The organism is Streptomyces niveiscabiei, assembly GCF_033794345.1.
Classification (GTDB): Bacteria; Actinomycetota; Actinomycetes; order Streptomycetales; family Streptomycetaceae; genus Streptomyces; species Streptomyces niveiscabiei.
Window position 1 is genome coordinate 1 of the sequence record NZ_JARAYJ010000033.1, and the last position, 22045, is coordinate 22045.

The following is a 22045-nucleotide window of genomic DNA, read 5'->3' on the forward strand; positions in this document are numbered from 1 at the left end:
TCCTCGCCCCCGCCGCCCCTACCCGTCCCATCCTGAAGGGGCGCTGCCCCTTCAACGACCCCGCCAGGGGCTCCGCCCCTGGACCCCGGGTGGGTGGGGGAGGTGGGGGCTGCGTGCTGTGGGTGGGTGGTGATCGGCCCTGAAGGGCCTCGTCCTCAAACGCCGGACGGGCTGAAAGTGCTGGGCGTGGCTTCGTTCTCGAGCGGCGGGTGGGCTGGAGGTGCTGGGTGTGGTCTTGTTCTTGAGCGGCGGGTGGGCTGGAGGTGCTGGGTGTGGTCTTGTTCTCGAGCGGCGGGTGGGCTGGGAAGAATGGGCTGGTGGTGCCTGGCTCCGTTCCTTCGTGGTGGATGAGGGACCATGGGGGCATGGCTGATTCTTTTGATCATCCCGGGGAACTCGGGGCCGTCGATCCCGTCAAGTTGGTTGCTGTGCGGGGGGAGGCGCTGTCTCTGGATGAGGTGTTCCGGGCTGTGGGGGATCCTTCCGCCGGGGGGATCTCTCTGTTCGTCGGGACCGTTCGGGATCATGACGAGGGGGCCGGGGTCGAGGCGCTGGGGTACTCCTGTCATCCCTCCGCCGAAGGCGAGATGCGGCGGGTCGCCGAGAAGGTCGTCGCGGAGTTTCCGGTGCGGGCGTTGGCGGCTGTGCATCGGGTGGGGGAGCTGAGGGTGGGGGATGTCGCGGTGATCGTCGCCGTGGCCTGTGCTCATCGGGCCGAGGCGTTCGCGGCCTGCCGCAGGCTCATCGACGATCTCAAGCACGAGGTGCCCATCTGGAAGCAGCAGAAGTTCTCCGACGGGACCGAGGAGTGGGTGGGGGCCTGCTGAGGCTCCGGTTGCGTAACCGGCGCCCCCGCGTGAGCGTTGTCAGTGCGGATCGTTAATCTGCTGATCAGTCAGTTCGCGGTGGCTCGTCCGGGGTCGGGAGGTCGTACATGGGGGCGCTCGCCTGGTTGGGTATCCCGTTGCTCGCGGCGATCGGCGCGGGCCTGTGGGGCAGCTGGGCCAACCGCACGCGCAAGGCCCGCAGCGACGGCCCCGAACTGGACGGATACGCCCGTTTCCGCGCGGCGATGGAGCGCCCGATCCCGCGGGACGGCGAGTTCCGGTACGCCGGATTCGAGGACGCCCGCCGGAACGTCGCCCCCCAGGACACACCCCCCGCCTCCGTCACCGAGCCCTCGCGCGCCCTCGAAGCCACGGCCCCCGAGCAGGCCCGCACCTGACCGGCCCGCCCTGACGGTGCACTGACAGCCCCGTCCCGTACTGTCGACCCATGCCACGCCGCACAGCGACGATGCTCGCCTCGACCCTGATGCTGATCGCCCTCCTGTGCGTGGGGGTGTTCGTCAAGGTGCCGTACTCCGAGATGTCACCGGGTCCGACGGTGAACACGCTGGGGGACCACGACGGCGAGCCGGTGCTCCAGATCTCGGGGCACAAGACGTATCCGACGTCCGGGCACCTCAACATGACCACCGTCCGCGTCACCGGCGCCGACTACCGGATGAACCTCGTCGAGGCCGTGTACGGCTGGCTCGCGCACGACAACAAGGTCGTCCCGCACGACACGCTGTACCCGGACGGCAAGACGGAGGAGCAGTCCACGCAGGAGAACGCGGAGGAGTTCAGCCAGTCCCAGGAGAGCGCGAAGGTCGCCGCGCTGAAGGAGCTGAACATCCCCGTGCGGTCGTGGGTGATCGTGTCGACGGTCGTGAAGGGCTCCCCGTCGGAGGGCAAGCTGCACGCCGGGGACGTCATCAAGGACGTGGACGGGACGGCCGTCAAGGAGCCCGGTGACGTCGCGAAACTGGTGACGAAGCACAAGCCCGGCGAGGACGTCGTGTTCACGATCATCCCGGCGAAGGCGCAGGAGGCCGCGCAGAAGTCCGGGAAGACGGCGACGGCCACCGAGAAGGTCACGATCAGGACGGCCACCTCGGACGACACCGGCGAGAAGCGCGCCATCGTCGGGATCTCGGCGGGGACGGACCACACGTTCCCCTTCAGCATCGACATCAAGCTCGCGGACGTCGGCGGCCCCAGCGCCGGTCTGATGTTCTCCCTCGGGATCTACGACAAGCTCACGCCCGGCAGCCTCACGGGCGGCACGTTCGTCGCGGGGACGGGCACGATCGACGACGACGGCAAGGTCGGCCCGATCGGCGGCATCGAGATGAAGACGGTCGGCGCGCGCGACAAGGGCGCCCGGTACTTCCTCACCCCGGCCGACAACTGCGCGGCGGCGGCGAAGGACACGCCGAGCGGTCTGACCCTCGTCAAGGTCGCCACCATCAAGGACGCGCTCGGCGCGCTGGCCGACATCAGGGAGGGCAAGACCGACGCCCTCCCGAAGTGCACGAGCAAGAACTGACGGAGGGTGCCCTCAGCTGAAAAGGGCACCCTCACCGTCGTACAGAAGAAATCAGTCCTCGAACGTCGCCGACAGGGCCTCCGCGAGGCCCGGGACCAGCGCACCCCCCGTCAGGACCTCCGACGGCGTGTCCTTCTCGCGCAGGCGCAGGGCCGAGTCGCGGGTGCCGTCGCGCAGGACCGCGACGGTCATGCGGACCTCCTGGCGGTCGGGGTGCGCGGCGACCCACTGCGCGAGCTTCTTCTCGTTCAGGTCCGAGGGGACCTGGGCCTCGGCGGACGGCGGGAGCATCAGGCGCTCCACGGTCAGCGCGCAGCCGGTGACCGCTGCCGGCCAGGCGATCGTGGCGAGGAACTCGTCGAGCGGCCGGCCGGCGGGCACCTCGTCCTGCTCGATCGGGGTGAGACCGGCGGTCTCGGGCGCGTCGTCGAGGCCGAGCTGGGAGGCGAGGCGGGGTTCCTCGCGGCGCAGGCGCGCGGTGTCGACGAGGGCGAAGAGGCGGGCGGGCTGGTCCCAGCCGAGACCGGAGACGTACTCGTCGATCTCCAGTACGGCCCGGGTGAGCGGGTTCGCCGCCATGGGAGTGTTGGACATGGTCACAATCCTCTCTCGTTCGTGACCTGAATCGGGAACCGAGTAAACGGTGAGTAAGTTGCATAGGTGTGGGCCCGCGATCACCGGGGGCCACGAGGGGTCGGCGAAAACGCGGGCCTGAGGGATCGACAGCGAACTTCGAGGTGCCACCTTGGCTTTCCAGATGCCGGACCGCGGCGGAGGCCCGACGGGGCCACGGATCAGAGTGGGCCGCCCGTCCAGGCGAGCCAGGACCCTGCTCCTGACACTGGGCGTGCTGGCCGTGCTCGGCATGGCGTTCACCATGTTCGCCGGGTTCTGGACCGACTGGCTCTGGTACCGGTCGGTGCACTACTCGTCCGTGTTCACCACCACCCTGTGGACCAAGGTCGGGCTCTTCTTCGTCTTCGGCCTGCTGATGGCCCTGGCGGTCGGCTTCAACATCTGGCTCGCGCACCGCCTGCGCCCGCCGCTGGCCGCCATGTCGGCCGAGCAGCAGAGCCTGGACCGCTACCGGATGGGCATCGCGCCGTACAAGAAGTGGCTCCTCCTCGGGATCACGGCCCTGGTGGGCCTGATCGCGGGCGCCTCGGCGTCGGGCCAGTGGCGTACCTGGCTGATGTGGGTCAACGGCGTGTCCTTCGGCAAGAAGGACCCCCAGTTCCACCTGGACGTGTCGTTCTTCGCGTTCGACCTGCCCTGGTACCGCTTCCTGCTCGGCTTCGGCTTCGCGGCGACGATCATCTCCCTGATCGCGGCGGCGCTCACCCACTACCTGTACGGCGGACTGCGCGTCACCAGCCCCGGCGCGCGCGCGACGGCGGCGGCGACCGGCCATCTGTCGGTGCTGCTCGGCGTCTTCGTCGCCCTGAAGGCGGTCGCCTACTGGCTCGACCGGTACGGACTGGCCGTCAAGTCCAGCGACTTCAAGGCCACCGACAGCTGGACGGGCCTCAGGTACGTCGACGCCAACGCCTACCTCCCGGCGAAGACCATCCTGTTCTGCATCGCCGTCATCTGCGCCCTGCTCTTCTTCGCCACCCTGTGGCGGCGCACCTGGCAGCTCCCGGTCATCGGCTTCGGCCTGATGGTCCTCTCGGCGATCCTGATCGGCGGCCTGTACCCGGCGATCGTCCAGAAGTTCCAGGTCCAGCCGAACGAGCAGGCCAAGGAAGCCCCGTACGTCGCGAAGAACCTGAAGGCGACGCGCGAGGCGTACGGCATCGACGACGCGCAGGTCACCGAGTACTCGGGCAAGCCGGCGGCGACGGACAAGACCAAGCTCCGCGCGGACGCCGCGGCGGCGGCCAGCGTCCGGATCATGGACCCGAACATCATCTCGCCGACGTTCCAGCAGCTCCAGCAGATCCGGAACTACTACGCCTTCCCGACCAACCTGGACGTCGACCGGTACACGAAGGACGGCAAGGACCAGGACACGGTCATCGGCCTGCGCGAGATCAACCTCGCCGGGATCCCGAAGAAGAACTGGATCAACAACCACTTCCGCTACACCCACGGCTACGGCGCGGTCGCCGCGCAGGGCACCTCGGTCGACTCCGAGGGCCGGCCGGTGTTCACCGAGTCCGACCTGCCCTCCACGGGCCAGCTCGGGAAGTACGAGCAGCGGATCTACTACGGCGAGCGCACGACGACGTACTCGATCGTCGGCGGCCCGCAGAAGGAGATCGACTACTCCGACGACAGCGGCGAGAAGACGACGAGTTACACCGGCAAGAGCGGTGTGAACCTGTCGAACCCGGTCAACCGGGCGGCGTACGCGGTGGCCTTCGGGGAGCCGCAGATCCTCTACTCCGGCGCGATCGGCGAGGGCTCGCGGATCCTGTACAACCGCACGCCCAAGGAGCGCGTCGAGGCCGTCGCCCCCTGGCTGACGATCGACGGCGACGCCTACCCGGCGGTCGTCGGCGGCAAGATCCAGTGGATCGTCGACGCGTACACCACCACCAACGGCTACCCGTACGCCTCCCGTACGACGCTCGGTGACACGACGGCCGACTCGCTGACGGCGGCCAACAACTCGCGCGCGGTGGTGGCCCAGCAGAACCAGGTCAACTACATCCGCAACTCGGTGAAGGCGACCGTCGACGCGTACACGGGCGAGGTCAAGCTCTACCAGTGGGACACCCAGGACCCGGTCCTCAAGACCTGGATGAAGGCGTTCCCCGACACGGTCGAGCCGCGCGCCGCGATCTCCAAGGACCTGATGGACCACCTGCGGTACCCGCAGGACCTCTTCAAGGTCCAGCGCGAGCTGCTCACCCGCTACCACGTGAAGGACGCGACGACGTTCCTCAGCGGCAGCGAGGTCTGGCAGGTCCCGGACGACCCGACCAACAAGTCGGGCGACGCGGTCCCGCCGTACTACCTGAGCCTCAAGATGCCCGACCAGAAGGCGCAGGCGTTCTCGCTGACGACGACGCTCACGCCCAACGGCCGGGACAACCTGAGCGCGTTCATGGCGGTCGACGCGGAGGCGGGCACGGCGGACTACGGCAAGATCAGAATCCTGAAACTGCCGACCAGTACGACCGTCGACGGACCCAAACAGGTCCAGAGCCAGTTCAACTCCGAACAGGACATCGCCGAGTCGATCCGCCTCCTGAGAGGCGGCGACTCGGAGGTCGAGTACGGCAACCTGCTGACGGTCCCGCTCGACGGCGGACTGCTCTACGTGGAGCCGGTCTACGTACGCGGCGGTGGACTCAAGTACCCGCTGCTGCGCAAGGTGCTGGTGACCTACAACGGCAACACCGCGTTCGAGGACACCCTGGAGGCGGCGCTCGACAAGGTCTTCGACACGCAGAGCCCGCCACCGGCCACGCCGCCCGGTGAGGACGACGGGGGCGGCGGTACGACCCCGCCGCCGTCGACCCCGTCCAACCCGACGGTCCAGCAGGCCCTCCAGGACGCGCAGAAGGCGTTCACCGCCGGCCAGGAAGCCCTGAAGAAGGGCGACTGGCAGGCGTACGGGCAGGCCCAGAAGGATCTGGAGGCCGCGCTGAAGCGGGCCGAGGACGCGCAGGCGGCGGTCAAGCCGGCTCCGGCGGCCAGTCCGAGCCCCAAGCCAAGTCCCAGCTCTTCGTAGGGGCTTGAGCAGGTCGGAGGCTCCCTCCGCGCCGTGGTACGGTTGTCACAACACGGCGCGGGGTGGAGCAGCTCGGTAGCTCGCTGGGCTCATAACCCAGAGGTCGCAGGTTCAAATCCTGTCCCCGCTACTGAAGGCGAAGGCCCGGATCCAACTAGGATCCGGGCCTTCGGCGCGTGTTGGAAGGAAAAGGGGTTTGATGTGTCTCTCTGTGGGCATGTCGACAAAACGCTGAAGTGACCTCACTGACTGCGGTATACCGGATGTAACTCGGTTGCAGGTGGTGCGACGATGGACGTTATGGGGGACAAGGGAACTCTGTACGGGACAGGGCGAATTGCGCGGCCTTCGGGTGAGGCTGCCGGCGAGGCCGAGGAAGCGGCCCCGGACGAGACGGGGGAAGCCGCCGAGGAGGCACGCCTGTGGCTCGCGGCCGAAGGCGGCGACACCGAGGCGGCCAGCGTCCTCGGCGCGCGGCTGCTGCGGCGCGGCGACCTGGACGGTGCGGAGCCCCGGCTGCGTGCGGCCACGGCCGCCGGTGACCGGGCCGCCGCCAACAACCTCGGAGTCCTCCTCCACCAGCGCGGGTACGCCGACGAGGCCGCCGGCTGGTGGCGCGTCGCCGCCGTCGCCGGGTCCTCCGCCGCCGCGCACGCGCTCGGCCGCCACCACCGGGAGCGCGGGGACGAGCCCGCCGCCGAGTACTGGCTGCGGCAGTCCGCCGAGCAGGGACACACCCTCGGCGCCTACGCCCTCGCCGACCTCCTTGAGCACCGCGGCGACGCCGGCGCCGGGAAGTGGCTGCGCGCCGCCGCCGAGCGCGGGCACCGCGAGGCCGCCTACCGGCTCGCCCGCGCGCTCGACCGGCCCGGCAGCGGAGGGCTCCTCGGGGAGCGCGGGGAATCCAGCGCCGAGGCCGAGCAGTGGTACCGGCAGGCCGCCGCGCGCGGACATCTGCGGGCCGCCCTCCACCTCGGGGGCATCCTGGAGCGGCGCGGAGAGCTCAAGGAGGCCGGGCGGTGGTACCTCATGGCCGCCAAGGACGGGGACGCCCGGGCCGCCTGCGCGCTCGGCTTCCTCCTGCGCGACGCCGGGGACGTCGAGAACGCCGCCATCTGGTGGCTGCGGGGCGCCCAGGACGGGGACGGGAACGCCGCGAACGCGCTCGGCGCGCTGCACGCCGAGCGGGGGCAGACCCAGACCGCCGAGCGCTGGTACCGGGCCGCCATGGACGCCGGGGACATCAACGGCGCGTACAACCTCGGGCTGCTCTGCGCCGAGCAGGGGCGGGACGCCCAGGCCGAGCAGTGGTACCGGCGGGCCGCGTACGTCGGGCACCGGGAGGCCGCCAACGCGCTCGCCATTCTGCTGCTGCGCAACGGGGACGCCAGTGGGGCCGAGCCGTGGTTCTCCAAGGCCGCCGAGGCCGGGAGCGTCGACGCCGCCTTCAACCTCGGCATCCTGCACGCCGGGCGCGGGGAGGAGGACGCCGCGCTGCGGTGGTACGAGCGGGCCGCCGCCGCCGGGCACACCGAGGCCGCGCTCCAGGTGGGCATGGCCCGGCTCCGGGAAGGGGACGAGCAGGCCGCCGAGCGGCATCTGCGGTGTGCCGCGGGTGGGGGGAGCGCGGAGGGGGCGTACCGGCTGGCCGCGCTGCTCGACGCGCGGCGGCCCGCCGTGTCCGCGCACGAGCTGGGCGAGCCTGTCCGGGAGAAGAGCGAGTGCGAGGAGTGGTACGAGCGGGCCGCGTCCCAAGGGCATCGGCGGGCTCAGGTCCGGGTCGGGATGCTGGCCGCCGGGCGGGGGGACGTCGTCGAGGCGGCTCGGTGGTACCGGGCCGCGGCGGAGGCGGGGTCGCGGAACGGGGCCTTCAACCTGGGGCTGCTGCTCGCCCGTGAGGGGAGTGAGCCCGAGGCGGTCGTGTGGTGGCAGCGGGCGGCCGGCGCCGGGCATGGGCGGGCCGCGCTGCGGCTCGCGCTGGTGTGCGCGCGCAGGGGTGAGCTGGTCGAGGGGCAGCGGTGGGCTTCCCGGGCCGTCGAGTTGGGGCCGGGGGAGGTGGGGGAGCGGGCGGCTCGGCTGCGGGACGCTCTGCGGGAGGAGCTGAGCGCGTGAATCTCGCCCCCGCCGCCCCTACCCGTCCCATCCTTTGAAGGGGCTCCGCCCCTTCCACCCCGCCAGGGGCTCTGCCCCTGGACCCCATTCGGCCCTAAGGGCCTCGTCCTCAAGCGCCGGACAGGCTGGTTGTGGCTGAGCTTCGGGGGAATCGATTTGCCTCTGCCCTGCACCTCGCGTAACGTTGTGTTCACCGACGCGGGGTGGAGCAGCTCGGTAGCTCGCTGGGCTCATAACCCAGAGGTCGCAGGTTCAAATCCTGTCCCCGCTACTGATAGCGAAGGCCCGGGTCCTGGGAACAGGACCCGGGCCTTCGGTGTGTTCCGGGGCGCCTACGGCTTGGCGCAGTTCGGGCAGACGCCTCTGTATGTGACCTCCACCGCCTCGATCGTGAAGCCGAAGCGTTCTGTCGTGGGGAGGTCGGTCAGGGGGTCGCCCGTGGGGTGGACGTCGCGGATGGTGCCGCATTGGGCGCAGACGAGGTGGTGGTGGGGGCGGTGGGCGTTGGGGTCGTAGCGCTTGGCCCGTCTGTCCGTCGTCACCTCCAGGACCTCGCCCAGGGTCACCAGTTCGCCCAGCGTGTTGTAGACCGTCGCTCGGGAGATCTCCGGGAGTTTCGCCACCGCTCGGGAGTGGACTTCGTCGGCCGTGAGGTGGACGTGTTCGCCGTCGAGGACTTCGGCCACGACGCGCCGCTGTGCGGTCATGCGCCATCCGCGCCCGCGCAGCCGCTCCAGAAGGTCACTCATGCCGTCCAGATTAACAGCCGGGTGCCGTTTTACGAACGGGTGTGACTTTGGAAGCTGGCTTGACTTGGAATTGGTCCAATGTAGGATCCGGAGTGAAGTTCGGCGGGCGGCTGGAGGCCGTGGTCCAGGCCCTGCACGGTCGCTCCAGCACTGGACCGCTCGCCGAGGTTGGTGGGCCGGTCCCTGCGGGGGACGGCCCACCTGGCGTGTCCGGGGTTACGCGGGCACCCTCGCCGGGATCCAGCAGCGCACGATGTCGCGGACCGAGACGATGCCGGCGGGTTCGCCGCCGTCCAGGACGACGAGGTGCCGGAAGCCGCCGCGGGTCATCGCGAGGGCGGCGTCCTCCAGGGGCATCGAGGGCGTCGCGAAGACGACGTCGGTCGTGGTGTGCGCGTGGGCGGGCTCGTGGTCGGGGTTCTGGCCGAGGCCCACGGAGTTGAGGATGTCGCGTTCCGTGAGGATGCCGATGTTGCCGGCGTCCGGGTCGAGGACGACGGCCGCGCCGACCCTGCGGGCGGACATCAGGGCGGCGGCCTGGCGGAGGGTGTGGGCGGGGCCGATGGTGAGGACCGTCGGGGTCATGGCTTCGTGGACGAGCATCGAGGGGTGACCTCCTCCTGTGATCCCGGAAAGTGCGGAGATTCACAAGTGCACAAGTGGGGGCGCCCTCAGCGTCGCAGGTAAAGCGGGGGTCAACAAGGGGGCGTGCGGCGCCTATTGAGGGCGCGCGCGCTCAGATGTGCCGACCGGTGGGCGCCGTCAGTAGCGCTGGTTCAGGTACCCCAGCAGCTCTTCGTGCAGCAGCCCGTTCGACGCCGCCGCGTTCCCGCTGTGCGGCCCCGGACGGCCGTCCAGACCGGTGAACACGCCGCCGGCCTCCTGCACGACGATCGCCGTCGCCGCCATGTCCCACAGCGACAGCTCCGGCTCCGCGCACAGGTCCACCGCGCCCTCGGCGACCATCATGTACGACCAGAAGTCGCCGTACGCGCGCGTGCGCCACACCTCGCGGGTCAGGTCCAGGAAGCCGTTCAGGGTGCCGCGGTCCTCCCACCCGGAGAGCGAGGAGTACGCGAACGACGCGTCGGCGAGGTTCGCGACCCGGGAGACGTGCATGCGGGACGCGGAGGACAGGGAGCGGCCGGTGAAGGCGCCGTGGCCCTTCGCCGCCCACCAGCGGCGGCCCAGCGCGGGCGCGGAGACCAGGCCGACGACCGGCTGGTAACCGCCCTCGGCGGCCTCCGTCAGCGCGATCAGGGTCGCCCAGACGGGGACACCGCGTACGTAGTTCTTCGTACCGTCGATCGGGTCGATCACCCAGCGCCTGGGGCCCGTGCCCTCCACGCCGTACTCCTCGCCGAGGATCGCGTCCCTCGGGCGGGCGCGCTGGAGGTGGCCCCGGATCAGTTCCTCGGCCGCCTTGTCGGCCTCGCTCACCGGGGTCATGTCCGGCTTCGTCTCCACCTTCAGGTCGAGCGCCTTGAAGCGGGCCGTGGTGGCGGCGTCGGCCGCGTCGGCGAGGACGTGGGCGAGGCGGAGGTCATCGAGGTAGTCCGGCATGGGGGAACCGTATCCGCCGAGGTGACGGCCGGGCCATGCGCGGGGGCACGGGGCGGTTGCGGGTTGGTGTCGGTTTTCCCGTGACGGGTTCCCGCCGTATCGGGACGCGGGCTCTTGACACTGGTTCCGGGCGCGTCAAATGTGGGCGGCAGAGTTGCTCGGCCCAGGGAGGCGACGATGCCCTCAGCGCGGGAGTCTCTGCTGGACGCCGCTTTCGCGGCGCTGGCGCGGCGGTCGTGGTCGACGGTGCGGATGGTGGACGTGGCCGCGGCGGCCGGGGTGTCGCGGCAGACGCTCTACAACGAGTTCGGCAGCAAGGACGGGCTCGCGCGGGCCCTGGTGCGCCGGGAGGCGGACGGCTACCTCGCGGGCGTCGAGCGGGCGTTCGCCGGGGACGACGGCGAGGGCGACGTCGGCGAGCGGCTCGTCGGGCTCGCCGAGTGGACCGTCGCGCACGCGCGCGAGAACCCCCTCGTCCGGGCCATGCTCACCGGCTGCTGGAGCGAGCGGCTGCCCGCCCCGCCGCTGAGGGCGGTGCTGTCGGCCACGGCGGTGCCCGCGCAGCGCCGCGCGGACGGGCCGCTGCCCTCGCCGGGCGACTTCGTGGCCCACGTACGGGAGCGGTCGCTGGCCGTGCTGGTCCCGGCCGGGACCGGGAAGGGCGACGCCGACGAGGTGGTGCGCGGCGCGGAACTGGCGGTCAGGCTGGCCCTGTCGTGCGTGGCGGCACCGGCCGGGGAGGGGGGCGTCAGGGAGCTGGTGGCCGGGGCGCTGGAGCACCGGGCGGTGGGCTGAACCCCTCCCGGCTCAGTGCGCCGACCCCGACAGCTGCAACCCGATCACCCCGATGATGACGAGGCTGATCGACACGATCTTCAGCGTGGACACCAGGTCCCCCAGGAAGATCATCCCGTAGATCGCGGTCCCGGCCGCCCCGATCCCCGTCCACACCGCGTACGCCGGACCCACGTCCAGCTTTCTCAGCGCGAGCGTCAGCAGCCCGAAGCTGCCCAGCGCGAACGCGGCGAACGCGATCGTCGGCCACAGGCGCGTGAAGCCGTGGGACAGCTTGAGGCACACCGCGAAACCTGTTTCGAGCAGTCCGGCCACGACGACCAGCAGCCATGCCATGTGCTGTCCTCCCGTTTGGTGTCACGTCTGGTGTCACGCTCGATCGAGGTCGGTGCGATTGTGCACTTACCGGACTCAGGTACACACAAACAACACCCAGGTCAGGGACGTGCCCTGACGGCCCGTCAGTCGCCTTCCGTGCGCTCGCGCGTCGCCAGCAGCCGGCGCAGCGAGTACAGGCGCGCCTGGTCCGCGTGGCCCTCGGCCACCCACGCGTCCAGCGCGCAGTCCGGCTCGTCGTGGCTGCACGCGCGCGGGCAGTCCGCCGTCCCCTCCTCCAGGTCCGGGAAGGCGTGGATGACGCGGGACGGGTCGATGTGCGCGAGGCCGAAGGAGCGGACGCCGGGGGTGTCGATCACCCAGTCGTCGGCGCCGTCCAGCGGGAGCGCGAGCGCCGACGTCGTCGTGTGGCGTCCCCGGCCGGTCACCGCGTTGACGTGGCCCGTCAGACGGCGGCGGCCGGTCGGCACCAGCGCGTTGACCAGGGTCGTCTTGCCGACGCCCGAGTGGCCGACGAACGCGGTCGTCCGGCCGGTCAGGAACTCCCGTACGCGGTCCGCCGCGTCGCCGTTCTCCAGCTCCTCGCGGTTCGTGACCACATACGGGATGTCCAGGTCGCCGTACAGCTCCAGGAGCTTGTCCGGGGGGGCCAGGTCCGACTTGGTCAGCACCAGGAGGGGGGCCAGGCCGCCGTCGTACGCCGCGACCAGGCAGCGGTCGATCAGGCGGGGGCGGGGTTCGGGGTCCGCGAGGGCCGTGACGATCGCCAGCTGGTCGGCGTTGGCGACGACCACGCGTTCGTACGGGTCGTCGTCGTCCGCCGTGCGGCGCAGGACCGAGGTGCGCTCCTCGATGCGGACGATGCGGGCCAGGGTGTCCTTCGCGCCCGAGAGGTCGCCGACGAGGGCGACGCGGTCGCCGACCACCGCCGCCTTGCGGCCCAGTTCGCGGGCCTTCATCGCGAGGACCGTGCGGTCCTCGACCAGGCAGGTCAGGCGGCCCCGGTCGACCGTGAGGACCATGCCCTCGGCCGCGTCCTCGTGCTTGGGGCGGATGTTCGTGCGGGGACGGTTGCCCTTGCGGTTGGGGCGCGAGCGGATGTCGTCCTCGTCGGTGTGCTTGCCGTAGCGACGCATGATCGTCAGCTCCCGAGCATCCCGGTCCACATCTCCGGGAAGTCCGGGAGGGTCTTCGCGGTCGTCGCCACGTTCTCGATCTCGACGCCCTTCACCGCCAGGCCGATGATCGTGCCGGCCGTCGCCATGCGGTGGTCGTCGTACGTGTGGAACGTGCCGCCGTGCAGGGGCCTCGGGCGGATGTGCAGGCCGTCCGCCGTCTCCGTGACGTCCCCGCCGAGTTCGTTGATCTCCTTCGTCAGGGCCGCCAGGCGGTCCGTCTCGTGGAGGCGGAGGTGGGCCACGCCGCGCAGGGTCGACGGGGAGTCCGCGAGGGCGGCCACCGCCGCGATGCCGGGGGTCAGTTCGCCGACGTCGCTCAGGTCCACGTCGATGCCGTGGATCTTGCCCGTGCCGGTGAACGTCAGGCCCTCGTCCGTCAGGTCGCAGGAGCCGCCCATCGCCGTGAAGATCTCCCGCAGGGCGTCACCGGGCTGCGTCGTGCGCCTCGGCCAGTCCGGGACGGTGACCCTGCCGCCGGTCACCAGGGCCGCCGCGAGGAAGGGCTGGGCGTTGGAGAGGTCCGGTTCGATCGTCAGGTCCCGGCCCAGGAGGGCGCCCGGGGTCACCCGCCACACGTTGCGCTCGCCGCCCGCCTCCGGGGTGTCCACCTGGGCGCCGGCCGCGCGGAGCATGTCCACCGTCATGCGGATGTGCGGGAGGGAGGGCAGGGTGGCGCCGGTGTGCCGCACCTCCACGCCCTGGTTGAAGCGGGGGCCGCTCAGCAGGAGCGCGCTGACGAACTGGGACGACGAGGAGGCGTCGATCTCCACCGGGCCGCCGTCCAGGGCGCCCTGGCCGTGGACCGTGAGGGGGAGGGCGCCCCGGCTGTCGTCGTCGACCCTCGCGCCCAGGGCGCGCAGGGCGTCGATCACTCCGTGCAGGGGGCGTTCGTACGACCTCGGGTCGCCGTCGAACCTGATCGGGCCGTCGGCCAGGGTGGCCACGGGAGGGAGGAAGCGCATGACGGTGCCGGCGTTGCCGACGTCCACCGTCGCCGGGCCACGGAGGTCGGTGGGCAGCACCCGCCACGCCTCACCGGTGCCGTCCGGGCCGACCCCCTCCTCGATCCCCACGCCCATCGCCCTGAGCGCGCCCGCCATGAGCAGGGTGTCCCTCGACCGCAGCGGGCGGCGCAACCACCCCGGCTCACTCGCCAGCGCGGCTAGCACCAGGGCACGGTTGGTGACGGACTTCGACCCCGGCACGTGGACCGTCGCGTCGACGGCTCCGCTCGCGGTGGGGGCGGGCCAGTGGGCGGTGTGGACGGGGTTCTGCGGCATGCGTTCACTTTAGTCGGCCGTTGCATTCCGGGACGCGCGGCGTCACAGCCCCAGCAGCCACCTGCCCCCGCCCAGCAGCGAGCACAGCGACACCGTGTGGAACAGGAACAGCCACAGCCCCGCCGGTACGTGGGTGAGCCGCGACAGCTGGTCCGCGTCGGACTCCGCCGCTCCGCCGCGCCTGCGCTTGGCCTGGAGCTCGAACGGCGGGCGTACGCCTCCCAGGAGCAGGAACCACACCACCGCGTACGCGAACGCGGCCTGGACCTGGGGGCCGGCGAGCCAGGAGACGAGGAGGAAGGCGCCGCCCGACAGCACCACCGTCAGGACGCCGTACGCGTTTCTGATCATCACCAGCATGGCTACCAGGAGGGCTGTTGCCGCCCACAGGAGCAGGGTGATCCGGCCCGCGCCCAGCAGGGCCGCGCCGCCCAGGCCCAGCAGGGACGGGGCCGTGTAGCCCGCTGCCGCTGTGAGGATCATGCCTATGCCGTGGGGCTTGCCCCGGCTGAGGGTGAGGCCGCTGGTGTCCGAGTGGAGGCGTATGCCCGTCAGCGTGCGGCCCGTCAGCAGCGCGATCAGGCCGTGGCCGCCCTCGTGCGCGATCGTGATCGCGTTGCGGGAGACGCGCCACAGGTTGTGGGGGACGACGATCGCGAGGGCGGCGACGGCTGTGGCCAGGACCACCCAGAGGTCGGGGTCGGGCTGGAGTCCGGTGACTCGGTCCCACAAGGTGGTGTCCATAAGCGGCGGTGGCTCCCAACTGTCGTGCGGGGTCTGGCAGTGTGGCACGTATGTGCGGACGGTATGCGGCCAGTCGTGGGCCCGAGGATCTCGCGGGAATCTTTGAGATCGAGAGGATCGAGCCGGAAGAGGCGTGGGCGCCCGATTTCAACGTGGCGCCCACGAAAGAGGTGTACGTCGTTCTCGACCGTCCGTTGAAAGACGCGGAGGACCGGCGGCCGGTTCGGCAGCTTCGTACGGTGAAGTGGGGGCTCGTGCCCTCGTGGGCGAAGTCGCCCGAGGGCGCCGCGCGGATGATCAACGCGCGGGCCGAGACGGTCGCCGAGAAGCCGTCCTTCCGGCGGGCGTTCGCGAGCCGGCGGTGCATCGTCCCGGCGGACGGGTACTACGAGTGGGTCACCGCGAAGGAGGAGCGGGACCTGGAGGTCGAGGGGAAGAGGAAGCGGCCCCGCAAGCAGCCGTACTTCGTGACGCCGGCCGACGGGTCCGTGTTCGCGATGGCGGGGCTGTACGAGTTCTGGCGGGACCGGACGCTGCCGGACGACCATCCGCTGGCCTGGTGGGTGACGTGCTCGGTGATCACGACCGAGGCCGAGACGACGCCGCTCGCGGTCGCCCCGGCCGAAGGGCCCGGCAGCCTGGCCGAGATCCACCCCCGTATGCCGCTGATGCTGACGCCGGACCGGTGGGACGCCTGGCTGGACCCCTCGACGACCGACCCCGACGACCTCGTACCGATGCTGGCGCCCCCGCCGCACGGACTGATGCGGGCGTACCCGGTGTCGACGGCGGTGAGCAACGTCCGCAACAACGGCCCGGAGCTGCTGACCGAACTGGAGGGCCCGGAGGAGGGCACACTCTTCTGACATGACCCCCCAGCCCGCCCCCACCTCCGAGACCGTCCCCACCGACGCGGGCGACGCCCGTGTCACCTGGCACCCGGCGAAGAACCCCCGCCTCGTCCTCGCCGTGAGCCACGGCGCGGGCGGCGGTGTCGAGGCCCGCGACCTCCAGGCACTGGCCGCCGTACTCCCCGCCCACGGTGTGACCGTCGCCCTGGTCGAACAGCCGTGGCGGGTGGCGGGGAAGAAGGTCGCGCCGGCTCCGAAGACCCTTGACGTCGGGTGGTCCGGCGTCTGGGGGGCCGTGGCCGCCAAGGGCCTCCCTGTCATCGCCGGTGGCCGCTCCGCCGGTGCCCGGGTCGCCTGCCGTACGGCGAAGGACCTCGGTGCCGTCGCCGTCCTCGCGCTCAGCTTCCCCCTCCATCCACCGGGCAAGCCGGAGAAGTCCCGCGCCGGGGAACTGCTCGGCGCGGGCGTGCCGACGCTCGTCGTGCAGGGCGCGAACGATCCCTTCGGGAAGCCGGCGGAGTTCCCGAAGGGGGAGTTCGGGATGGTGGAGGTGCCGTACGGGGACCACGGGTTCGCGGTGCCGAAGAGGAGCGGGGTCACGCCGGAGGAGACCGTGACGGTCATCACGGACGGCGTCGTCCGGTGGATCGGGACGCTCGGGAATGTTGAGTCCCGTACGACTGTTGAGGCAGACACAGGACGTTGAGAAGGCCGTAGAGAGGGAGTCCGCCGCATGGGTTCGACCATCTGCCCGAACCGTTCCAGCCGCGCCGACCTGGACTGGACGGTGCTGCATGCGGCCAAGACCGCTCAGATTCGGGCGGCGGCGGGAGTGGATCGTCGTCTATCCTCCGATTCTGGTGGTACCGGTCTCGGTGCCGCCTGGAATCTTGAGGAGGTGGGTCCGGTCACCGGTACCGACGCAGGGACCGAACACGGCCAGGCGGAGCAGCCCGAGGGCCGGGGCGTCAACGAGTCGACCGCGGAGCGCAGCGCGCGCTTCGAGCGGGACGCGCTCGAATTCCTCGACCAGATGTACTCCGCCGCACTGCGGATGACCCGCAACCCGGCGGACGCGGAGGACCTCGTACAGGAGACGTACGCGAAGGCGTACGCGTCCTTCCACCAGTTCCGCGAGGGCACGAACCTGAAGGCGTGGCTGTACCGGATCCTCACGAACACGTTCATCAACTCGTACCGCAAGAAGCAGCGCGAACCCCAGCGTTCGGCGGCCGAGGAGATCGAGGACTGGCAGCTCGCGCGCGCCGAGTCGCACATGTCGACCGGGCTGCGCTCCGCCGAGTCGCAGGCGCTCGACCACCTGCCCGACTCGGATGTCAAGGAAGCGCTCCAGGCGATCCCGGAGGAGTTCCGCATCGCCGTCTATCTCGCGGACGTCGAGGGCTTTGCGTACAAGGAGATCGCCGACATCATGGGGACACCCATCGGTACGGTGATGTCCCGGCTGCACCGGGGCCGGCGCCAACTGCGCGGCATGCTGGAGGACTACGCGCGTGAGCGCGGTCTCGTCCCGGCCGGCGCGGGGGAGTCGAACGAAGCGAAAGGCTCGGGCTCATGAGCTGCGGAGACCACCACGAGACGGACTGCTCCGAGGTGCTCGATCATCTCTACGAGTACCTCGACAGCGAGATGCCGCTCGGGGACCGGGACAAGTACCGGGAACACTTCGACGAGTGCTCGCCGTGCCTGGAGAAGTACGGGCTCGAAGAGGCCGTGAAGAAGCTGGTCAAGCGGTGCTGCGGGCAGGACGACGTGCCGACCGACCTGCGCGCCAAGGTCCTCGGACGGCTCGACCTGATCCGCTCGGGGCAGGTCGTCCCGGACCATGACGTCGCGGGTGCCCCGCAAGAGACCTGACACACCGGCCCTCACTCGAACGGGGTACTACCTCTAGTTACACCTTCCGTCCCATCCGCCCGTCCCTAGGCTTCCCGTCCGTGGAGGCTATTGCGGGGCGGGCGCGGGTGTTTGTCGGGGCGGTCGTTCTGGTAGCCGTCGTGGTGTGCGCGCCCCTGCCCGACAGGACGCCCTGGGCCGCCGTCGGGTTGCTCGCCCTCGTGCACGCCATCGGGGAGCGGGCCGTCAAAGGGGCCTTCCACCCCGTGCTCCTCGCCGCCGTGTTCCTGCTGCCGCCGCCCGCCGCGGCCCTCGTGCCCCTGCCCGGCGCCCTGTGCGCCTCCGCCGGCCGGGTGCGGCGCGTCTGGCGGGCCGCCTCCGGGGCCGTCACCGTCTGGGCGGCCGGGTGGGTGCACTGGCGGCTCGGGGGCCGGGACGCCGTCGTCGCGCCGGAGTTTCCGTACGCCCTGGTGCCCGCTGCCGCCGCCGTGCTCGTCTACTGCCTCGTGCTGATCGTTCTCGACACCGGGGTGCGCGTCCTCGCCGGGGAGCCCGTGCGGCGGCCCGTGATCTGCCGGGCCCTCGCGCCGCTCGCCGTGCACGGGCTCGCCGGGCTGATGATGGCCGTGCTGTGGCGCAGCCCGTACGGGCCCGTCGCCGCGCTGCTCGTGCTGCTGCCGATGTGCGTGGCCTGGTGGGTGTTCGCCCAGGTGCACCGGGAGCGCGCCGCCCACAGCGCGACCATCCGCGCGCTCGTGCAGGCCGTCGACATCAAGGACGAGTACACGCGCGGGCACAGCGAACGCGTCGGGCAGGCGTCCGTGATGATCGCCCGGGAACTCGGCATGGACGAGGAGCGCGTTGAGCTGATCCGGTTCGCCGGGATCCTGCACGACGTGGGCAAACTCGGCGTCCCCACCCGGCTGCTGCGCAAGGACGGGCCCCTCACCCCCGAGGAGCGCCGCGTCATCGAGCTGCACCCCGAGTACGGGCACGAGATCACCCGGGGGATCGCGTTCCTCGGCGAGGCCCGCTCCGCGATCCTCCACCACCACGAGCGGTTCGACGGGGGCGGCTACCCGTACGGCCTCGCCGGGTACGGCATCCCCGAGCCCGCCCGGATCGTCGCCGTCGCGGACGCCTTCGACGCGATGACCTCGACCCGGTCGTACAGCAGGGCACGCCCGGTGCCGGTCGCGATGGAGGAGCTGCGACGGTGCGCGGGCGCGCAGTTCGACCCGCGGATGGTGGAGGCGCTGGGGAGGGCGCTGGACCGGTGGGGGTGGCATCCGGTGGTGACGGCGGAGGAGCCGGGGGTGCCGGAGAGGGCACAGGCACCGGCGAAGGCACCGGCACAGGCACCGGCACCGGCATCGGCGAAGGTCGAAGTCGTACAAGAAGACGATCAGGCGGTACGGCCTTGAGGCGCCGCCCGCTCCTCCTCCTGCACGCCGCCGCCGGTCTCGCCGTGACCGCCGCCCTCGCCCTCACCTGCGCCGAGGGCCTCAAGGACGCCCCCACCGTCCTCGCCTTCGCCGCCCTGATCGCCCTCGGTGAGGCCCTCCGCTGGAGCGGGCCCGGCGTCCGGGACATGGCGCCCCTCGGCGCCGCCGCCTCCCTCGCGTACGCGCTCCTCGGGGACGACGCCGGAGACCCCACCGGGCACGGCGCGGCCCAGGTCGTCGCCGTGGTCGCCGTCGCCTCGCTGACCGGGAACGTGCCGCACATCGCGCGCGGGAGGGGCAGCGCCGCCGACCACCTCGTGCGCCGCGTCCTGTCCGTGGGGTTCGCGGCGCTGTGCTTCCAGCCCCTGGTCAACCGGGGTGTCCTCGCGGACGGCCCCGGGTACGCCGTGCTGCTGCTGGCGCTGCTCGTGCTGACGGCCCTGTGCGACGCGGTCGTCGCCGCCGCGCTCGCGCACGCGCGCACGGGATGGCCGTACGGGCCCCTGCTGCGCGACGAACTGCGCGCGGTGCCCGGCATCGGGTCGGCGGTGTGCGCGACCGGCGCGGTGACCGCGCTCGCGGTGGCCGTCGTCGGGCTGTGGGCGGTGCCCCTGTTCTGCGTGCCGCTGCTGCTCGCGCAGGTCGCGCTGCGCCGGTACGCGGCCGTCCGGGCCACCTACCGGCAGACCATCGCGTCCCTCGCGCGGGCCACCGAGATCGCCGGGTACACGCCCGCCGGGCACGCGCACCGCGTCGCCGCGCTCTGCCAGGCCGTCGGCCGGGAACTGGGGCTCAGCGAGGCCGAGTCGACCGTCCTGGAGTACGCCGCGCTGATGCACGACATCGGCCAGCTCAGCCTCGTCGACCCCGTCCCCGAGGGCGCGACCAGCGGCCTGCCGCCCGAGGAACAGCGCCGGATCGCGCTGCTCGGCGGGGCCGTCGTCCGGCAGACCGGCGCGGGCGCGCAGGTCGCCGCCGTCGTGGAGCGGCAGGCCGACCCGGGCGCCGGGCGGCCCCGGGCCGCGCGGATCGTCCGGGTGGTCAACGCGTACGAGGAGAAGGCGCGCGCCTCGGGGCCGCTCAGCGCGCTGGAGGAGCTGAGGCTGGGGACGACGGGCGCCGGGTACGCGCCCGAGGTCGTCGCGGCGCTCGCGCGGGTGCTGTCCGGCGATCGGGGCGGGGCTGGGGGCGGGCCCGGGGGAGGGCGTGGGAGCGGGCCTGGGGGCGGGCCGTCATACCCCGGCCGTCCCTGGGTAACCCATGGGTAGGGAGCGCCCTTCCGGTCGTACATGGTTTGATGCGATGAGCAGAGGGTGTCAGGGGAACTGGCGGGTGGTGATGTGAGGATCTTCGGCAAGGGACGGCACCGGCCCTCCGCCTCCTGGCGGCAGGCCACCGATCGCGCGTTCACGCTGATCGGCGACGGGCGGTACGAGGACGCGGGAGCGCTCCTGACCCGCGCCGCCGATCTGGAACCCTGGCTGTCGGAGTCCTGGTTCAACCTGGCCCTCCTGCACAAGTTCCGGCACGACTGGGAGCAGGCGCGGGCCGCCGGGCTGCGCGCCGTCGCCCTCCTCGACAAGGACGCGGGCGCCCCCGACTGGTGGAACGTCGGCATCGCCGCGACCGCCCTCCAGGACTGGCCGCTGGCCCGCCGCGCCTGGCAGGCGTACGGGCTCGACGTACCGGGCGGTTCCGGCTCCGCCGCCGAGCCCGTCGGCATGGACCTCGGCAGCGCCGCCGTCCGGCTCTCCCCCGAGGGCGAGGCCGAGGTGGTGTGGGGGCGGCGGCTGGACCCCGCGCGCGTCGAGGTGCTCTCCATCCCGCTGCCCTCCTCCGGGCGGCGCTGGGGCGAGGTCGTCCTGCACGACGGGGTGCCGCACGGCGAGCGGACCACCTCCGCCGGGCACTCCTACCCCGTCTTCGACGAGATCGAGCTGTGGGCGCCGTCTCCGGTGCCGACCTGGGTGGTGCTCCTGGAGGCGGCCACCGAGGCCGACCGGGACGCCCTCGAACAGCTCGCCGCCGACGCCGGGTTCGCGGCCGAGGACTGGTCGTCGTCCGTGCGGCTGCTGTGCCGCACGTGCTCCGAGTCGCGCATGCCGTCCGACGAGGGCGACGGGGAGCACCTCGACCCCCACGACCACAGCGAACCGGGCCAGCCGGGCCCCCTCGGCCACCGCACCGACGGCCAGCTGTGGGTGCCGGAGCGCGAGTGCGGGGTGGCCGCGCCGGCCTCACTGGTGGCGGGGCTGCTGGACGGGTGGGTCGCGGACAGTCCGGACACACGGGACTACCGGGACGTCGAAGAGGTCTGCTGAACCGTTACGGCGCCGGTTCTCCGGTGTGCCTCCCTTTAGGCTGTACCCGCAGATTTTTCTTCAGGTTGCAGGAAGGCTCACCTCGTCATGGCGCAGCAGGACACCGATCAGCAGCACGCGGGCGTGCTCCCCGTGGACGACGAGGGCTTCGTCATCGACACCGAGGACAACGAGGCGCGCGAGGCCGCCTACCGCGAGCGCGGGACCTCGCTGCCCATCACCGTCGTCGGCAACCCGGTGCTGCACAAGGAGTGCAAGGACGTCACCGAGTTCGACGACGCCCTGCTGAAGCTCGTCGACGACATGTTCGCCTCGCAGCGCACCGCCGAGGGCGTGGGCCTGGCCGCGAACCAGGTCGGGGTCGACCTGAAGGTCTTCGTCTACGACTGCCCGGACGACGACGGGGTCCGCCACACCGGCGTCGTCTGCAACCCGAAGCTCGTCGAGCTCCCCGCCGACAAGCGGCGCCTGGACGACGGCAACGAGGGCTGCCTGTCCGTGCCGACCGCATATGCCGAACTCGCGCGCCCCGACTACGCCGAGGTCACCGGCCAGGACGAGCGCGGCAACCCGATCAAGGTGCGCGGCACCGGCTTCTTCGCACGGTGTTTGCAGCACGAGACCGACCACCTGTACGGCTACCTCTACATCGACCGCCTCTCCAAGCGCGACCGCAAGGAGGCGCTGAAGCAGATGGCCGAGAACGAGCCCCGCTACCCCGTGGTCGCCAACGACTGACGCCCCCGCGCGCACCCCGCC

Annotated in this window: 22 protein-coding genes and 2 tRNA genes; 16 read left to right on the plus strand and 8 right to left on the minus strand. The window is 71.6% G+C overall.

What is annotated here, in order from left to right:
• Positions 1–365: 365 nt before the first annotated feature.
• From PV682_RS33445 to PV682_RS33455, 3 genes are all read left to right on the plus strand, one after another.
• On the plus strand, positions 366–827 hold the full coding sequence (locus tag PV682_RS33445) for a molybdenum cofactor biosynthesis protein MoaE (RefSeq protein ID WP_319735520.1): 462 nt from the start codon (positions 366–368) through the stop codon (positions 825–827).
• A 107-nt stretch (positions 828–934) separates the two neighbouring features.
• Positions 935–1225: a hypothetical protein gene (locus tag PV682_RS33450; RefSeq protein WP_319735590.1), complete on the plus strand. Its 291-nt coding sequence runs from the start codon at positions 935–937 to the stop codon at positions 1223–1225.
• A gap of 50 nt (positions 1226–1275) precedes the next feature.
• The gene (locus PV682_RS33455) at positions 1276–2373 is read left to right on the plus strand and encodes a YlbL family protein (RefSeq protein ID WP_319735521.1); all 1098 of its coding nucleotides are present in this window, start codon (positions 1276–1278) and stop codon (positions 2371–2373) included.
• A 51-nt stretch (positions 2374–2424) separates the two neighbouring features.
• Here PV682_RS33455 and PV682_RS33460 read toward each other — a convergent pair whose 3' ends face one another.
• Positions 2425–2967, minus strand: coding sequence for a PPA1309 family protein (locus tag PV682_RS33460; RefSeq protein WP_055723099.1), 543 nt, complete (start codon positions 2965–2967; stop codon positions 2425–2427).
• 163 nt (positions 2968–3130) lie between these two features.
• On the opposite strand from PV682_RS33460, the gene PV682_RS33465 reads away from it, so the two are divergent.
• The 4 genes from PV682_RS33465 (at position 3131) to PV682_RS33480 (ending at position 8438) form a co-directional block, all read left to right on the plus strand.
• The gene (locus tag PV682_RS33465) at positions 3131–6055 is read left to right on the plus strand and encodes a UPF0182 family membrane protein (RefSeq protein ID WP_319735587.1); all 2925 of its coding nucleotides are present in this window, start codon (positions 3131–3133) and stop codon (positions 6053–6055) included.
• 56 nt (positions 6056–6111) lie between these two features.
• Positions 6112–6185, plus strand: a tRNA-Met gene (locus tag PV682_RS33470).
• Between the two features lie 161 nt (positions 6186–6346).
• Positions 6347–8167: an SEL1-like repeat protein gene (locus PV682_RS33475; protein ID WP_319735522.1), complete on the plus strand. Its 1821-nt coding sequence runs from the start codon at positions 6347–6349 to the stop codon at positions 8165–8167.
• 197 nt (positions 8168–8364) lie between these two features.
• Positions 8365–8438, plus strand: a tRNA-Met gene (locus PV682_RS33480).
• A 61-nt stretch (positions 8439–8499) separates the two neighbouring features.
• On the opposite strand, the gene PV682_RS33485 is transcribed toward PV682_RS33480, so the two are convergent.
• The 3 genes from PV682_RS33485 to hisN form a co-directional block, all read right to left on the minus strand.
• Entirely contained in the window at positions 8500–8916 is a 417-nt protein-coding gene (locus PV682_RS33485) for a Fur family transcriptional regulator (protein WP_319735523.1), read from the minus strand.
• Between the two features lie 216 nt (positions 8917–9132).
• Positions 9133–9519 carry a CBS domain-containing protein gene (locus PV682_RS33490; protein WP_319735524.1) on the minus strand — a complete coding sequence of 129 codons (387 nt, stop codon included), beginning with the start codon at positions 9517–9519 and terminating at the stop codon, positions 9133–9135.
• Between the two features lie 159 nt (positions 9520–9678).
• Positions 9679–10479 carry a histidinol-phosphatase gene (gene hisN, locus PV682_RS33495; protein WP_319735525.1) on the minus strand — a complete coding sequence of 267 codons (801 nt, stop codon included), beginning with the start codon at positions 10477–10479 and terminating at the stop codon, positions 9679–9681.
• Between the two features lie 177 nt (positions 10480–10656).
• Between hisN and PV682_RS33500 the strand changes: the two genes are divergently transcribed.
• The gene (locus PV682_RS33500) at positions 10657–11274 is read left to right on the plus strand and encodes a TetR/AcrR family transcriptional regulator (protein WP_319735526.1); all 618 of its coding nucleotides are present in this window, start codon (positions 10657–10659) and stop codon (positions 11272–11274) included.
• Between the two features lie 12 nt (positions 11275–11286).
• On the opposite strand, the gene PV682_RS33505 is transcribed toward PV682_RS33500, so the two are convergent.
• From PV682_RS33505 to PV682_RS33520, 4 genes are all read right to left on the minus strand, one after another.
• Positions 11287–11610: a DMT family transporter gene (locus PV682_RS33505; RefSeq protein ID WP_055724892.1), complete on the minus strand. Its 324-nt coding sequence runs from the start codon at positions 11608–11610 to the stop codon at positions 11287–11289.
• A 125-nt stretch (positions 11611–11735) separates the two neighbouring features.
• Entirely contained in the window at positions 11736–12746 is a 1011-nt protein-coding gene (gene rsgA, locus PV682_RS33510) for a ribosome small subunit-dependent GTPase A (protein WP_319735527.1), read from the minus strand.
• Positions 12747–12751: 5 nt separating this feature from the next.
• Positions 12752–14068 carry a 3-phosphoshikimate 1-carboxyvinyltransferase gene (gene aroA / locus PV682_RS33515; RefSeq protein ID WP_319735528.1) on the minus strand — a complete coding sequence of 439 codons (1317 nt, stop codon included), beginning with the start codon at positions 14066–14068 and terminating at the stop codon, positions 12752–12754.
• Between the two features lie 42 nt (positions 14069–14110).
• A complete protein-coding gene (locus PV682_RS33520) occupies positions 14111–14812 on the minus strand; it encodes a M50 family metallopeptidase (RefSeq protein WP_319735529.1) in 702 nt (233 codons plus the stop codon).
• Positions 14813–14862: 50 nt separating this feature from the next.
• Between PV682_RS33520 and PV682_RS33525 the strand changes: the two genes are divergently transcribed.
• The 8 genes from PV682_RS33525 to def all read left to right on the plus strand — a co-directional run bounded on the left by PV682_RS33525 (position 14863) and on the right by def (position 22024).
• Positions 14863–15678, plus strand: a complete 816-nt coding sequence (locus tag PV682_RS33525) for an SOS response-associated peptidase (RefSeq protein WP_319735530.1) — start codon at positions 14863–14865, stop codon at positions 15676–15678.
• 1 nt (position 15679) lies between these two features.
• Positions 15680–16369, plus strand: a complete 690-nt coding sequence (locus PV682_RS33530) for an alpha/beta hydrolase family protein (protein WP_319735531.1) — start codon at positions 15680–15682, stop codon at positions 16367–16369.
• A 192-nt stretch (positions 16370–16561) separates the two neighbouring features.
• Positions 16562–17242: an RNA polymerase sigma factor SigR gene (sigR, locus tag PV682_RS33535; RefSeq protein WP_187752656.1), complete on the plus strand. Its 681-nt coding sequence runs from the start codon at positions 16562–16564 to the stop codon at positions 17240–17242.
• The gene (gene rsrA, locus PV682_RS33540; protein WP_319735532.1) at positions 17239–17541 is read left to right on the plus strand and encodes a mycothiol system anti-sigma-R factor; all 303 of its coding nucleotides are present in this window, start codon (positions 17239–17241) and stop codon (positions 17539–17541) included. Before sigR ends, rsrA begins: the two co-directional genes overlap by 4 nt.
• A gap of 80 nt (positions 17542–17621) precedes the next feature.
• A complete protein-coding gene (locus PV682_RS33545) occupies positions 17622–18944 on the plus strand; it encodes an HD-GYP domain-containing protein (protein WP_319735533.1) in 1323 nt (440 codons plus the stop codon).
• A complete protein-coding gene (locus tag PV682_RS33550) occupies positions 18941–20233 on the plus strand; it encodes an HD-GYP domain-containing protein (protein WP_407705783.1) in 1293 nt (430 codons plus the stop codon). Before PV682_RS33545 ends, PV682_RS33550 begins: the two co-directional genes overlap by 4 nt.
• Before the next feature lie 72 nt (positions 20234–20305).
• A complete protein-coding gene (locus tag PV682_RS33555; protein ID WP_055719114.1) occupies positions 20306–21286 on the plus strand; it encodes a tetratricopeptide repeat protein in 981 nt (326 codons plus the stop codon).
• Between the two features lie 87 nt (positions 21287–21373).
• Complete coding sequence (def, locus tag PV682_RS33560; protein WP_319735534.1) at positions 21374–22024, plus strand: peptide deformylase; 651 nt, start codon at positions 21374–21376, stop codon at positions 22022–22024.
• The last annotated feature ends 21 nt before the right edge of the window (positions 22025–22045 follow it).

Coding starts and splice junctions, on each gene's coding strand:
- PV682_RS33445 (WP_319735520.1), top strand. CDS start 366: ATGGCTGATTCTTTTGATCATCCCGGGGAACTCGGGGCCGTCGATCCC.
- PV682_RS33450 (WP_319735590.1), top strand. CDS start 935: ATGGGGGCGCTCGCCTGGTTGGGTATCCCGTTGCTCGCGGCGATCGGC.
- PV682_RS33455 (WP_319735521.1), top strand. CDS start 1,276: ATGCCACGCCGCACAGCGACGATGCTCGCCTCGACCCTGATGCTGATC.
- PV682_RS33460 (WP_055723099.1), bottom strand. CDS start 2,967: ATGTCCAACACTCCCATGGCGGCGAACCCGCTCACCCGGGCCGTACTG.
- PV682_RS33465 (WP_319735587.1), top strand. CDS start 3,131: ATGCCGGACCGCGGCGGAGGCCCGACGGGGCCACGGATCAGAGTGGGC.
- PV682_RS33475 (WP_319735522.1), top strand. CDS start 6,347: ATGGACGTTATGGGGGACAAGGGAACTCTGTACGGGACAGGGCGAATT.
- PV682_RS33485 (WP_319735523.1), bottom strand. CDS start 8,916: ATGAGTGACCTTCTGGAGCGGCTGCGCGGGCGCGGATGGCGCATGACC.
- PV682_RS33490 (WP_319735524.1), bottom strand. CDS start 9,519: ATGCTCGTCCACGAAGCCATGACCCCGACGGTCCTCACCATCGGCCCC.
- hisN (WP_319735525.1), bottom strand. CDS start 10,479: ATGCCGGACTACCTCGATGACCTCCGCCTCGCCCACGTCCTCGCCGAC.
- PV682_RS33500 (WP_319735526.1), top strand. CDS start 10,657: ATGCCCTCAGCGCGGGAGTCTCTGCTGGACGCCGCTTTCGCGGCGCTG.
- PV682_RS33505 (WP_055724892.1), bottom strand. CDS start 11,610: ATGGCATGGCTGCTGGTCGTCGTGGCCGGACTGCTCGAAACAGGTTTC.
- rsgA (WP_319735527.1), bottom strand. CDS start 12,746: ATGCGTCGCTACGGCAAGCACACCGACGAGGACGACATCCGCTCGCGC.
- aroA (WP_319735528.1), bottom strand. CDS start 14,068: ATGCCGCAGAACCCCGTCCACACCGCCCACTGGCCCGCCCCCACCGCG.
- PV682_RS33520 (WP_319735529.1), bottom strand. CDS start 14,812: ATGGACACCACCTTGTGGGACCGAGTCACCGGACTCCAGCCCGACCCC.
- PV682_RS33525 (WP_319735530.1), top strand. CDS start 14,863: ATGTGCGGACGGTATGCGGCCAGTCGTGGGCCCGAGGATCTCGCGGGA.
- PV682_RS33530 (WP_319735531.1), top strand. CDS start 15,680: ATGACCCCCCAGCCCGCCCCCACCTCCGAGACCGTCCCCACCGACGCG.
- rsrA (WP_319735532.1), top strand. CDS start 17,239: ATGAGCTGCGGAGACCACCACGAGACGGACTGCTCCGAGGTGCTCGAT.
- def (WP_319735534.1), top strand. CDS start 21,374: ATGGCGCAGCAGGACACCGATCAGCAGCACGCGGGCGTGCTCCCCGTG.